The 13,281-nt window shown below is 45.9% G+C and carries 10 protein-coding genes and 1 pseudogene; 4 read left to right on the forward strand and 7 right to left on the reverse strand.

All coding sequences use genetic code 11. The features are described from left to right. The 3 genes from QUB20_RS04270 to QUB20_RS04280 form a co-directional block, all read right to left on the reverse strand. Positions 1-665 (reverse strand): hypothetical protein (locus QUB20_RS04270; RefSeq protein WP_333291184.1); only part of this gene is annotated, 665 nt, incomplete at its 3' end. 207 nt (positions 666-872) lie between these two features. Beyond that, on the reverse strand, positions 873-1,898 hold the full coding sequence (locus QUB20_RS04275; RefSeq protein WP_333244421.1) for an ABC transporter permease: 1,026 nt from the start codon (positions 1,896-1,898) through the stop codon (positions 873-875). 223 nt (positions 1,899-2,121) lie between these two features. Beyond that, entirely contained in the window at positions 2,122-2,466 is a 345-nt protein-coding gene (locus QUB20_RS04280) for a hypothetical protein (protein ID WP_333055663.1), read from the reverse strand. Positions 2,467-2,782: 316 nt separating this feature from the next. Here QUB20_RS04280 and QUB20_RS04285 point away from each other — a divergent pair, with 316 nt between their 5' ends. Together QUB20_RS04285 and QUB20_RS04290 are read left to right on the forward strand one after the other, a co-directional pair. Continuing rightward, on the forward strand, positions 2,783-2,920 hold the full coding sequence (locus tag QUB20_RS04285) for a hypothetical protein (RefSeq protein ID WP_333291186.1): 138 nt from the start codon (positions 2,783-2,785) through the stop codon (positions 2,918-2,920). A 298-nt stretch (positions 2,921-3,218) separates the two neighbouring features. Further along, a complete protein-coding gene (locus QUB20_RS04290; RefSeq protein ID WP_333244424.1) occupies positions 3,219-6,632 on the forward strand; it encodes a PAS domain S-box protein in 3,414 nt (1,137 codons plus the stop codon). A 160-nt stretch (positions 6,633-6,792) separates the two neighbouring features. Here QUB20_RS04290 and QUB20_RS04295 read toward each other — a convergent pair whose 3' ends face one another. After that, positions 6,793-8,070 carry a tetratricopeptide repeat protein gene (locus tag QUB20_RS04295; RefSeq protein ID WP_333244427.1) on the reverse strand — a complete coding sequence of 426 codons (1,278 nt, stop codon included), beginning with the start codon at positions 8,068-8,070 and terminating at the stop codon, positions 6,793-6,795. An 82-nt stretch (positions 8,071-8,152) separates the two neighbouring features. Here QUB20_RS04295 and QUB20_RS04300 point away from each other — a divergent pair. Beyond that, positions 8,153-8,338 (forward strand): annotated as a pseudogene (locus QUB20_RS04300) (ATP-binding protein); the annotation flags it as partial. A gap of 271 nt (positions 8,339-8,609) precedes the next feature. Here QUB20_RS04300 and QUB20_RS04305 read toward each other — a convergent pair. From QUB20_RS04305 to QUB20_RS04315, 3 genes are all read right to left on the reverse strand, one after another. Next, a complete protein-coding gene (locus QUB20_RS04305) occupies positions 8,610-9,677 on the reverse strand; it encodes an ABC transporter permease (protein ID WP_333244433.1) in 1,068 nt (355 codons plus the stop codon). A gap of 162 nt (positions 9,678-9,839) precedes the next feature. Continuing rightward, positions 9,840-10,973 carry an AI-2E family transporter gene (locus QUB20_RS04310; RefSeq protein ID WP_333055658.1) on the reverse strand — a complete coding sequence of 378 codons (1,134 nt, stop codon included), beginning with the start codon at positions 10,971-10,973 and terminating at the stop codon, positions 9,840-9,842. A gap of 115 nt (positions 10,974-11,088) precedes the next feature. Beyond that, entirely contained in the window at positions 11,089-11,220 is a 132-nt protein-coding gene (locus QUB20_RS04315) for a hypothetical protein (protein ID WP_333239487.1), read from the reverse strand. A 172-nt stretch (positions 11,221-11,392) separates the two neighbouring features. Between QUB20_RS04315 and QUB20_RS04320 the strand changes: the two genes are divergently transcribed. After that, the gene (locus QUB20_RS04320; protein ID WP_333244436.1) at positions 11,393-13,180 is read left to right on the forward strand and encodes an efflux RND transporter periplasmic adaptor subunit; all 1,788 of its coding nucleotides are present in this window, start codon (positions 11,393-11,395) and stop codon (positions 13,178-13,180) included. Positions 13,181-13,281 lie beyond the last annotated feature (101 nt).

The following is a 13,281-nucleotide window of genomic DNA, read 5'->3' on the forward strand; positions in this document are numbered from 1 at the left end:
GGATTGGTATTCGGCGCTGTTCCCGGATTGAGATTATTCGGATTGGTATTCGGCGCTGTTCCCGGATTGAGATTATTCGGATTGGTATTCGGCGCTGTTCCCGGATTGAGATTATTCGGATTGGTATTCGGCGCTGTTCCCGGATTGAGATTATTCGGATTGGTATTCGGCGCTGTTCCCGGATTGAGATTATTCGGATTGGTATTCGGCGCTGTTCCCGGATTGAGATTATTCGGATTGGTATTCGGCGCTGTTCCCGGATTCTGATTATTCTGATTGGTATTCGGCGCTGTTCCCGGATTCTGATTATTCTGATTGTTGGGATTTGCCGTGCCTGCAGGAGTAGTTATCGGCGTGCCGACACCATCGATGGTGATGGCGTTGGGGTTCGGGGGAGGAGGCGGAGTGCCTGCATTGGGGTTATTTGCAGGAGCATTGCCCGCAACCGGATTAGTGTTTTGGGGAGCAGCGTTGCTGCCGCACAAGCTGACTAAATCAAAAGTTGTGCCGCCTGGAGTTTCGATGAAGCAAACCGGCACATTTACTTGGGGGTTTGAGGCTCTGGGAAAATCGGCTGTTCCCGGCATGGGACGGCTAAAGGCAGCTTCAGCCATCAATGGGGTCAAGGCAGCCGATAGAGCGGCGATTGTTCGCAATAATCTCATCAGCGTTTCCTCAAATGTATAATTTTATTTTCTCCAGTATTGCCCATAAATTGCCAAGTGTCGTCACTCTAAAAGCCGATCGATCTTTTTGACAACTGCTTCCACAGGGCCACCACTGGCTGAAACATCTCGCGCAGACAGAAAGTACAGGTAGAAAAAGGCTTAGTGCAACAGTCGCACCTCCGTTGCCCTTCTTTCTTGATATTTTTAGTACCTAATTCGCGGGTCAACGTAAGCATTCAAAATATCAATTACAATGCTGGCAATTACAACAATTGCCGCAAAAAACACCACAATACCTTGAACAGTTGGATAATCCCGCAAGCTAATCGCTTCGTAAAGGCGATTTGCCAACCCCGGCCAAGAAAAAGTAACCTCTGTTAAAATAGCACCGCCCAACAGTGCCGCAAAAGTCAATCCTAAGACAGTAATCACCGGAATTAGTGCATTTTTCAGAGCGTGAGCCCATAAAATCTGGAATTCGGGAATGCCTCTAGCTCTAGCTGCTTCGACATAATCTGCTTGCAAAGTTTGCTTGAGATTCACTCTGACAATCCGCTCGAAAATGCCGCTCAAAAGAATCCCCAACGTCAAACTCGGAAGAGCCAAATAATGCAAAGATGTGAGAAACTGACCAGGGTTAGCGCTCAGGAGACTGTCAATAGTGTATAGTCCTGTGTAGCCTTCGGGAGCGGGGAATGTGACAGGAAAGCGAGTTCCCAAGGGAAACCAGCCCAACTGCACTGCGAAAATCAATTGCAAAACCATACCAGCCCAAAAAGCCGGCAGCGAGTAAGTGATAATGCCAAACAAACGGCCTGCAGCATCGAAAATAGTGTTGGGGCGGGATGCTGCCAGGGAACCGATACTGATGCCGACAATTAAAGCTATGGCCATGCTACAAACTGCTAATTCCACTGTAGCGGGGAAATAGTCTCCGATAATTTGCCACACGGTTTGTCCGCGAGTGGTGATTGAGGTTCCCAAGTTCAGACTGAATAAGTCTTTCATGTATTTTAAATATTGCTCCCACAGGGGTGCGTCGAGGCCGAGTTGGGTTCGCATTGCTTCTTTGGCGGCTGCGGGAGCTCGTGAGCCGAGAATGGCATCTATGGGGTCGCCCGGAGTAGCCCGCAAGAGCAAAAATACTGCTGTGGTGATTGTCCACAACATTAGCGGTGCCAGAAGCAAGCGGAGAAAAATATAAGATTGTAGGGCTTTGGAACGAGACATAATATTTGGGAATTGCCAATTGGAAATTGGAAAGAGACAGTTGAGTGGATGTTACTTACATCTTGCACTATTCTCAAGAACAGGCAAGATGCCTGTTCCACAACAGATAAATTTTATTGTGGGCCGTTGCTCAGAGCAACGGCCTGAAAGGATGATTGAGAATGGTGCAATATCTCAGTTTTAGCGAAAAAGTCGATCGACTTTTTCGCAATTGGCGATTTTCCTATTCGCCCAGCAGTGATTCAAATGCAGCTTGCAAAGACTTGATATCGCCTACTCTGGCTACTAACAAGTTTTCGCTGCCGGCATCCTGCAGCCTGTGTCTCCAATACTGGATGCTATCAGAGTTGTTCATCCAGAAACTAATCACGGTGTCTACAACTCGATCGACATCCCAGCCTTGCTGAGGAGAAACTGTCTCTACGGATGCCACAAACGCATCGAGAGTGCACTTTCGGTTTGCCAAGTATTCTACACCGGACGGCTGCTGTTGTTGCAGCAATTCCTGCTGCTGGTTAAAAAATGTTAAAGTTGGAGATACGCCCAGGATTTCAAATGTATAGTTCATGTCATCCTCCAGAAGTATTATTTTGCCCAAATGTCGATCGTCCAAAAAAGCTAAAAACGCTTTACTTTGCTGGCGTTGATGAAATGCAGATGCTTCAATTATCCTCTTTGTAGTCGATCTGGATTTTGGCGGCTTATCTTATTAATAGCAAATTTTTTAACACCAGATTGTCACAGAATTTACATTTTTCCTGGGACTGTAGAAAAAATGAAAATAAAATTTTTATTAACCGGGCGTAAGGAAGAGAATTCCCACCCGCAAAAAGTGAGCTTATTTTAGATTAAAAAGTTTAGATTAAAAAATTGAATAATTGGCAATGACTGATGACAACCAGGATGGGGAACACGGGCATAAAGTTGCATTTTTTACGGCGTGTGACTTTTTTATCGGGAGTCTGCAGAGCGATCGCCACATTCAGACAAGTAGTGGCATGATTAATATTACAAGTTTTTAGAGTAGCGGTGGAAACCTCAGCCCCGTTTTGAGCAGTCGGTAACTGCACTTCACTATGTGTGTACAACGTTGTAACTTATATCGAGGGTGATTTTAACTGAGATATTGTACCATTCTCGCTTAACAGACCGAAAAGCCTGTTCCACCAGAAAATTCACTCTTTGTGGAACAGGCCGGAAAGCCTGTTCATAAAAAGCTTATTGAGAATGGTGCAACATTTGAGTTTAAGCGACAAACGATACACAAACCCGGTAGGTGTCACAATATTTATGTTATTGAAAAGTCTGAGCAGTTGTGTGATGAAAAGCTCGCCCAAGATGTCACTAAGCCTAGTCTTGTTGATACCGCTGGTGGTACAAATCTCCGTAGCAGTCGGCGTGACTGGATGGCTTTCGTTTCGCAACGGCCAGAAAGCCGTCAATGACCTTGCTACTAGGTTAAGCTTGGAAGTCGCAGCCAGAACCAAAGAAAATTTCCGCAGTTTTGGGGATGTATCTCATTTATTTCTACAAATGAATACTGCTGCGATCGCCTCTGGCAACTTAGACCCGGAAGACTTGCCCAACTTAGAGCGCTATTTGTGGAACCAGACCAAGCTGAGCGATCGAAATACAACCATTTACTATGGCGACGAACAGGGCAGATTCGTCTTGCTCAAGCGAGAAGCAGAACACTTAGTATACATCAGAGACGAATCAACCGCTCCAAACCGCGAAATTTATCGCCTAGATAGCCAAGGAAATCGCACTGAGCTAATCCAAATCGTCCCCTATGACCCCCGTACTAGACCGTGGTACAAAGCTGCCAAACAGTCAGGAAAAGCCACTTGGTCTCCCATCTACCCCTTCGCAGCCTCGCCAGTTCTGGGGATTACGCCGGTGATGCCTATTTACAATGAAACAGGAAACCTGCAGGGGGTATTGGCTATTGACTTGACTCTTTCTCAAATCAGCGATTTTCTCAAAAGCATCAAAATTAGCCCGTCAGGACAAGTTTTTGCGATCGAACGCAGCGGGAAAATAGTCGCCAGTTCCACAGACGAATTGCCTTTTGTCACCGGCCAAGACGGACAAGAACGGCTGTTGGCGACTAGGAGCAAAAATTTGCTAATTCGATCGGCTTCCACATACTTACAACAACGATTTGGTAGTTTTGAACAAATTGACAGCAAAGGACAGTTTACCTTCGAGATAGACGGCAAACGTCAATTCATTACCGTTGCTCCCCTGCAAGACGGCCGCGGCCTCGATTGGCTGATTGTAGTCGCAATCCCGGAAGCAGACTTTATGGAGCAAATTAACGCCAACACTCGCACAACTATCTTATTGTGCTTTTTTGCCTTGGTACTGGCGATCGTTCTCGGAATATTTACCTCTCGCTGGGTTGTCACACCGATTACCCGATTGTTGCAAGCTTCCAAAGCTTTAACAAAAATGTCTGAGTCATCCGACTTCACTTCCGCAGAATTAAACGGCGAAGTCGAAGTTCAAGGAGTCAAAGAAATCGATCTCCTAGCTCAGTCTTTCAATCAAATGGCTAGACAATTGCGATCGTCTTTTGTTGCTCTAGAACAAACCAACTCTAGTTTAGAACAGCGAGTAGCAGAGCGGACGGCAGAACTCGAAGCCGCCGAAGCAGAATTGCGGGCTTTGTTTGCAGCCATGAGTGAATTAATTATAGTTCTCGACGCCAGCGGTCGCTATTTAAAAATCGCCCCCACAAATCTTTCTCTGCTCTACAAACCAATCGAAGAATTAGTAGGCAAAAGACTCACAGAGGTGTTTCCGCAAGCTACAGCCAACAATTTTCTCAACCACATCCGAACAGCTTTAGATACTCAACAAACTGTCAGTATCGAGTACAATTTAACCATTGACGACCGCGAAGTTTGTTTTGCCGCCAGCATTTCACCCCTTTCCGAAGAATCCGTCATTGTGGTAGCTCGCGACATTACCGAACAGAAGCGAGCCGAATCGGCGCGACGCCACAGGCAAAAACAATTGCTCAAACAAAATACGGTTTTGGTAGAATTGGCAAGAAATAAAGCGCTGTATCGAGGCGATTTGCAAGTAGCTTTTAGGCAAATTACCGAAGCAGCTACTCATACCCTAGATGCAGAACGAGCCGGAGCTTGGTTGTACGATGAAAGCCGCTCGAAACTGCACTGTCTCGACCAATTTAGCCGCAGCAACCCGCAGCATTCCCAAGGTGCCGAACTCGCAGCAGCAGACTATCCAGCTTATTTTAAAGCTTTGGAAGAACACCGGACGATCGCAGCCGATGACGCTCTCTCAGATGTGAGAACCAGAGAATTTGTGGAATCTTACTTTTCACAAGTGGGTACTACATCAACCTTAGATGCGCCCGTGCGGCTGGGAGGACAAACAGTCGGAGTCATCTGTATCGAACAAGTGGGAACTCCTCGTAACTGGACATTAGAAGAACAAAATTTTGCTGCTTCCCTCGCAGATTTGGTATCATTGGCGATCGAAGCCAGCGAGCGCGATCGTACACAAAGCGCTTTGCGTCAAGCAGAACAAAAATATCGTAGCATCTTTGAAAATGCCGTCGAAGGCATTTTTCAAAGAACCCCCGAAGGCCACTTCTTGAGCGTAAATCCAGCTTTAGCCCGCATCTATGGCTACGCCAATCCCGAAGAATTGACATCAAATCTCACCAACATCAAACAGCAAGCTTACGTCAATCCTCAGCAGGGCGACAAGTTTATGCGGGTGATGGAAGAATTCGGAGAAGTTTCGGGGTTTGAGTCACAAGTTTACCGCGTTGACGGCAAGGTAATTTGGATTTCCGAAAGCGCGCGTGCAGTGTGTGACGCCAACGGCCAGGTACTCTACTATGAAGGCAGCGTCGAGGATATTAGCGATCGAAAAGTCTTTGAATCCGCCTTGCAACTCGCCCTAGAAGCAGCCGAAGCCGCTTCCACCGCAAAAAGCGCATTTTTGGCAAACATGAGCCACGAACTGCGAACACCTCTGAATGCCATCATCGGCTACAGCGAAATGCTCCAAGAAGAAACCGCAGAATTGGGCTACGATGAACTCACCCCAGATTTAGACAAAATTCGCACTTCCGGCAGACACTTGCTATCGCTAATTAACGACATTCTCGACATTTCTAAAATCGAAGCCGGCCGCATGGATCTTTACTTAGAAACCTTCAACATCGCCGCCTTGATTGAAGAAGTAGCATCCACCGCCGCGCCGCTAATTGAAAAGAACGGCAACACTCTCAACTTGCACAAAATTACTAATATCGGCACGATGCACGGTGACATTACCAAAGTGCAGCAGATTTTATTAAATTTGCTGAGCAATGCCGCCAAATTCACTCAAAACGGTACAATTACCCTCACAGCCAGCCGAGAAAAAATCGCGGGCGACAGCAGCGAAGCAAAACAAGAAAACACTGCGGAACCTGCCACAATTTCTCAATCTTCAATTGCTAGTAAAGAATTTTTAGTTATTAATTGTACAGATACAGGAATTGGGATGACTCCCGACCAGTTGCAGCACATTTTCCAACCCTTTACCCAAGCAGACGCTTCCACCACGCGCAAGTACGGCGGCACCGGTTTGGGACTAGCAATCAGCCAACGTTTTTGTCTAATGATGGGCGGCAATATTTCCGTAAAAAGTCAGGAGGGTGTTGGTTCTACTTTTACGATCTGGTTGCCAGTTAATCTGCAAAATTAGGGTGGATGGCACACGCAGCATTCAATTTCAGAAAAAAAGAATGCTGGCGCACCTTACAAAAGAAGTTTCCCTAAAAAAAGGGGAATACAAACCAACTAGGGAAACGAAAAGTAAACATAACCTTGTGTTTAGGTTTGATTTTTTACTTTTATCTTACTCATTACGGCTGTGTACTTGGGTTAGATTCTCCATTCACCACTCCCGTAGTATCTATCTGATCGGCGAAATCTTGTTTTCCAGTTTCAATAAACCATTTATACTGCTCAAGCGTTTCGGGACGAGCACTCTCCAAACACATTTTTCTCCAGCGGGATGCCTCTTTTGTATCTTTTTTTTCTTCCAGAACATCTTCTAGCAAGCAATAAGCCATCCCTCCACCGAGCTGTTTTCCTTCAATTGCTTGGTCAATAGCAACTGCTTGTCGAAGTTCTTTTTCAGCCGCTTGATACTGTTTTTGTTTGAGCAGTATCCAGCCCAAGTTTAGATGCAGTTCATAATTGAGTTGAGCATCTTCTTTCCTCACCCGTTGTACTCCCATCCGCAGTAAAGTTTCAGCGGTAACTCTATCGTCTTTACTAATATAAACGCGACCTAAGTTATTAAAGGCGCGAGCCTCCCCTAGGTTTAACACTTTTTCATATTCCTTCCTCGCTAAATCTATAGATCCTAAAGATTCGTAGATTTGTCCCAAGGCAATTGGAATCTCCCAATTATTGGGGTTTATTTTGGCCGCTTGCTCGTATTTCCCTTTAGCTTTTTCCAGTAAACCTCTTTCGTAGAGTTTTTTTCCTTCTCGATAGTTCCAGTCCCCAATCCGAGGCAAAGAGTTATAGACTCCCACAGAAGCCAACAATAACATTGCGGTAATACCCAAGGTTGCTTGACTGTGAAACTGCGGAGCAATATTGAGTTTTTTGAGGATATTTTTAATCTGTTCTTGTCCTGTGTCCTGCAAGGTGTGGATTACCGTCAGAAGCAACCCTCCTTGTCCGAGCAGACCAAAGCTCTCAGCGAAGCTGATTCCTCCCGTGGCAAAGAGTTGAGCGAAAGTTGTCATATAAGCCGCTACCCCTGCCAATCCAGCGATTGTCAGCCCGTTGAACAACCAATCTAAGCGATTTGAGGGGGAAACTTCCTCGTGGGAAGTCGGTTCGAGGAACCACCACCAAGCTTCTGGGGAGGGGTGAAATGTAGCTCGCCATTCTGCTAATTTTGCTCCTCGGGCGATCGCATTGGCTTGTTGTTTCAGGAAGTTGTCCAATTCGAGTAGTTTAGCCAAACTTTCCACAGAAAGCTGGGTTTTCTCGCTGAGTGCTTCTTTGATGGCATCGCGAGTAACTAAAATATGGAGAATGGCTATTTCTGAGGGTTCAGACTTTGCCAATTTTAGGTGAGCGAGAGCATCAGTATATTGAGCTAAGGCAAATTCTAATTTCACGATCGGACTTGAATAATTAGTAGATTACTGAAAAAAGTTTACCGCAAATTGCAGGTATATACTTTAAGAAAATTGTACCCCACAGTTGCAGCACATTTTCCAACCCTTTACCCAAGCAGACGCTTCTACCACGCGCAAGTACGGTGGCACCGCTTTGGGACTAGCAATCAGCCAGCGTTTTTGCATAATGATGGGTGGCAATATTTCCGTAAAAAGTCAGGAGGGTGTGGGTTCTACTTTTACCATCCGCTTACCTGTTAATCCTTAACTAATCTGGGTATTTTTGAGCTATACTTCTATTACCAAATCTCGTAGGGGCGGGTTCACCAACAATCTTTGGTTCACATCCAAAATATTCATAAACCCGCCCCCACCAAACCAATTAACCCTGATTGCGGAACAATTTTTTGAGTATCTGCGATGGGTGAAGGCGGGTTTTTTAGTTCTGGGAATTGATGATATAAATTTGGGTGAACCCGCCCCGACAAATCTTTGAATTTCCAATTACCAATTCCCAATTACCAATTACCCAGTACCCATTACCTTTGAATGCTTCTCGGATCGAGAGCATCCCGCAACCCATCCCCCAATAAATTAAACGCCAAAACAGTCAAAATAATCAGTATCGCCGGAGGCCAAACCAACCAAGGCTGCAATACTAAAATTGAAGCATTAGTAGAGAGGGATAGTAAATTTCCCCAAGAAGGATCGGGCTGTTGAATTCCCAAGCCAATTAAACTCAAAACCGACTCCGCCACAATAAAACCCGGAACCGCCAAAGTAGCAGAAATAATTACATAAGTAGCAGTTTGTGGCAACACGTGGCGGACAATAATATAAATTGGATTGGCGCCCATTGCCCGCGCCGCTTGCACAAATTCTCGTTGTTTAATTGACAGTACCTGACCGCGAATTACCCGCGCCAAACCCGCCCAACTGATAAATGAAGTAATCAGCACAATCAATATAAATCGCTGAGCACTTGTCAATCCCGGCGGCAAAACTGCTGCTAGCGCTACTAATAAATAAAGACCGGGAATCGTCATTAATACTTCTGCGAAACGCATTAAAATACTATCAATCCAACTGCCGAAATAACCAGATATGCCTCCGATTAACAATCCCAATGGAAAAGAAATTGCTATGCCAACTAAACCGATGCTGAGGCTAATTCTGCTGCCGTGTACTAAGCGGCTGAATTGATCGCGCGCTTGTTCATCCGTGCCTAAAATGTTAATTTGACCTTCTCCTGTAGTGCCAAAAAGATGCCTATCTAATGGCAAAACTCCTAAAAAATTATAGGGAGAACCTTTGACAAACAAACCGACAGCAGAGGGTTTTCGCCAGTCTACAATTACCTCGCGAGCGCCGGTATTCGCATCCACTGGGCCCTGAGTTGTCGGATAAACGTGGGGCCCGATAAATCGCCCGTCTTGGGTGGTTAAATAAATCTGAGTCGGCGGCAATAATGAACCGTCTAATTGAGAGTCGTAGGGGTCGTAAGGTGCCACAAATTCGGCAAAAAGTGCGACTGTGTAAAAAATTAACAGTAGCACGGCTCCTAACCGAGCTAGAGGATTTTTTCTAAGATTTTGCCACCAGTTCATAAGTTTTTAGGTTTGAGATTTTAAGTTGGTTAGTAATCAAGACTAAAGTGCTTAAAGTTATTTGTAGAGACTTTAGTTTTTTATTGATGAACTCAGCAGCCAAAAATTAATTAGTGAAGAATAAAAAATTTCATAACTGAATTACTTACTACAACAATTAGACTACTTTTGTTCATCTGCGACCAAGATTATTCTAGTTTCATCTTCTGGTATTTTCCCCAATTCCTCGCCGCTAAAAGGATTGTAGAAAAACGAGCCTGTTTGGGGTGGCAATTTGGGATTGAGTACAATTTCTACTATACTTTTTACAACCCCAGTGAGCGGAATTGCCAGGATAACTCCCAACAATCCTCCCACTCTACCTCCTAACAGCAAAGCTGTGAAAATAATTACCGGGCTCAATCCGGTGAGATTGCCCATGATTCGGGGAGCTACTAAATTATCCTTGATTTGCTGGAGACCGATCGCGACTACCAACACTTGCAGCGCCAGCCACCAATCAATAAAGGCTACAATTATACTAACAGTGCCAATTCCCAAAGTTGCTCCAATAAACGGAATTATTTCCGTCAATCCTATAAACACGGCAAACAACAGAAAAAACGGAACTTGCAGCCACCAAAAAGCCAGAGTCAACGAGATGGCCATCAATAGTCCCAGCAATAACTGTCCCGATACAAATCGCTGGAGGTTTCGCTGCAAAGTCTCTGTTAAAACATAGCGAATGTCTGGGGAAAAAATACTGGTCAAACCCTGCCAAACTCTTTGCCCGTCTAGGAGCATATAAAAGGAAATCACCACAATAAAAATCAAGTCCAAAAACCAGTTAACAGTACCGACAACTAAGCCTAAACTCGTACCTGCGAGCGCCTGCACTTGTTCCTGCACTTTCGCTGATAACTGCTGCTCCAATATTTGCACGTTAAACGGCAAATTGCGCTCGGCACTCCAGGCTTGAAATTCAGCTAGCTGCAGTCGCCCCGACTCCAGCAAATCCGGGAACCTCACCCCCAACTGTCTCGCTTGGCTGAACACGGGCGGCACAATAGTTAAACCGATTACTATTACTACCACACCTGCTGTTAAATAAACCAGCCCCGCCGCTACTCCCCGAGGCAAAAATACTTGCAGTCTTTTTACTGCATAATTTAATAAAAATGCAATGAGTCCCGCTGTTACTAAAATGCTGACCAGTTCCCCAACATAACTGACAGCAGTCAGGGTAAACCATCCCGTCACTAGCATTAGTAGCCAAGTAATTAGAAACTGTTGGACGGGAGAAAAGACGCTATTCATTGTGATTTTTGTCAATTAAACTGGTACAATTTCCTGACCCGATTTGTCGGGTTCTACGAGAAACACATTAGAGTATAGATTAGCAATAATCAGTTCAAGATTAGACTAAATGCTCTCAGTATTGATAAGCTGGTGACGGCAAAACCGCTTCGGGACAGACAAGGCCAGCCCGATCGACCCCACGATCGGGAATCACGCTAATATTCAGTATGCCCCAGAGACCGATCAAATTAAATGTCGATCGCACAAACTTTGATCAAATTTAATCAAAATCGCCATTCTAGGGTGAAACGGCGCCACACTCACCCAAAAGGAGGAAGCGTTAATCCAGAGGCCCTCCGCTAAAATAAAGTAAATATTATCGTAATCTTTCTTTACAATATCAAAAGCACAGGCTCATACTGGCGAGAGGAACTACCGTGACTAATCAAGTTTTTTCAGAAGCCGAAGAAAAGCAACCCCTTCCCCCCGTGGAGAGCGGGCGCGAAAGGAACTCAGCAGTGGATGTAGCTGAAAGTGAAGTCTCAGACAAATCTCGCTGGCAATTCTCCGGTGAGGATGATGAACGAGAAGTTGCGCTGGAAGTTCCAGAAATCGAGGCGGAACAAGTTTGGGAACCAGAAGTAACTGAATTTGGGCCCAGCAAAGAAATCAGGTGGCCTGCCTTGTTGGCGGGCGCAGGGATTGGCGTGGCTGCAACGTTGCTAGCAGTAAAATTGACTGGGGGCAATCAGAGTTCGCCGCCTGCTGCTCCAATTCCCTCGGCAACTCAGCAGGCGATTGCTCCGACGGTGACAGTCGCGCCTGTGGAATCTGCCCAGGTGGGTGAAACTCTACAAGCGACGGGCACCGTGGCAGCCTATGACTTGCTACCGGTGCTGCCACAAGCCAACGGTTTGCAAATTAAGCAGGTGTTGGTGAATGAAGGGGATGTGGTAGAAAAAGGTCAGACGATGGCGGTTTTGGACGATTCGGTGCTACGATCGCAAATTGCCGAAGCGCTTGCGGGAGTACAATCGGCTAATTCTACGGTAGAGCAAGCCCAAGCTCAGGTACAGCAAGCCGAGTCAGCCCAACAAGAAGCCCAAGCAGGCGTGGCTCAAGCCCAAGCAGGCGTAGAAAAAGCCATCGCTGACGCAGCGCAAGCCAAAACAGGCGTGGGGCAGGCAAGGGCTGGTGTGGAACAAGCTAAAGCCGGTGTCACTCAAGCTAAAGCCGGCATTGCCTCCGCTCAGGCTAAATTAGATCAGGCTCAAAGAGAAGTAAATCGCACCCAAGATTTGGCGACTCAGGGAGTAATTAGTCAGCAAGATTTGGAAAGGCGAAAGACAGAGCGACAGACTGCTGTTCAAGATTTGAACAAAGCTAAAGCTGACTTGAATACAGCTTTGCAAGAACAGAATAAAGCAGCGGAAGAAGTGCAATCTTCTATTGCTAAAGTAGCTACTGCTGAAGCTAATATCAGTACGGCTAGAGCGGCTCTCGCCAGCGCTCGTGCTAAAGTGAATACGGCCGGAGCGAGTGTCAGTAGTGCCAGAGCAAATGTGGGAAATAACGCAGCAACTGTCCGCAGTAATGATGCACAAGTCAAACAGTTACAAACTCAACTAGAACAAACAATTGTTCGAGCGCCGGATAGTGGCACTGTGGCTGAAAGAATTGGTCGAGTTGGCGATGTTTCTTCGGGAAGTCAAAAACTATTTTCGATTATTCGGGGCAACAAGCTGGAACTACAATTGAAAGTACCGGAAACTCAGATTTCGCAAGTGCAACCGGGAACAGCAGTCCAAATTACTTCGGATTCTGACAAGCGGATTAAGTTGTCAGGAACTGTGCGAGAGATTTCGCCGGTAGTTGACCCGCAAAATCGGCAAGCTACGGTGAAGATTGATTTGCCGACAAGTGAGTTTTTGCGATCGGGAATGTTTTTGCGCGCATCCATTTCGACGACAACGGCTCAAGGTTTGAAAGTGCCTGCTAAAGCTATTGTACCGCAATCTGATGGCAGTTCTATGGTTTACAAACTTGTGGGCGAAAACAAGGTGCAGGCTCAACCGGTGGAACTTGGGGAAATTTCCGGGGGTGCTGTGGGCGATTTGACTGCTGCTAAGGTGGTGGTTAAAAAAGGTTTGAAGGCGGGCGATCGGGTGGTTGTTACTGGGACTGGTTTTCTGAAGGATGGCGCTGAGGTTAAGGTTGGTAAATAGTTATGGGTTAGGGTTATTTAGAGTTAGGGTTATTTAGAGATTATTGCCTTTTTTGACCGCAGATGAAGGCAGATAAACGCTGATGAACCCCGATAACCACT

This window comes from Microcoleus sp. B4-C2 (assembly GCF_036705265.1).
In the GTDB taxonomy this organism is placed as follows: domain Bacteria; phylum Cyanobacteriota; class Cyanobacteriia; order Cyanobacteriales; family Microcoleaceae; genus Microcoleus.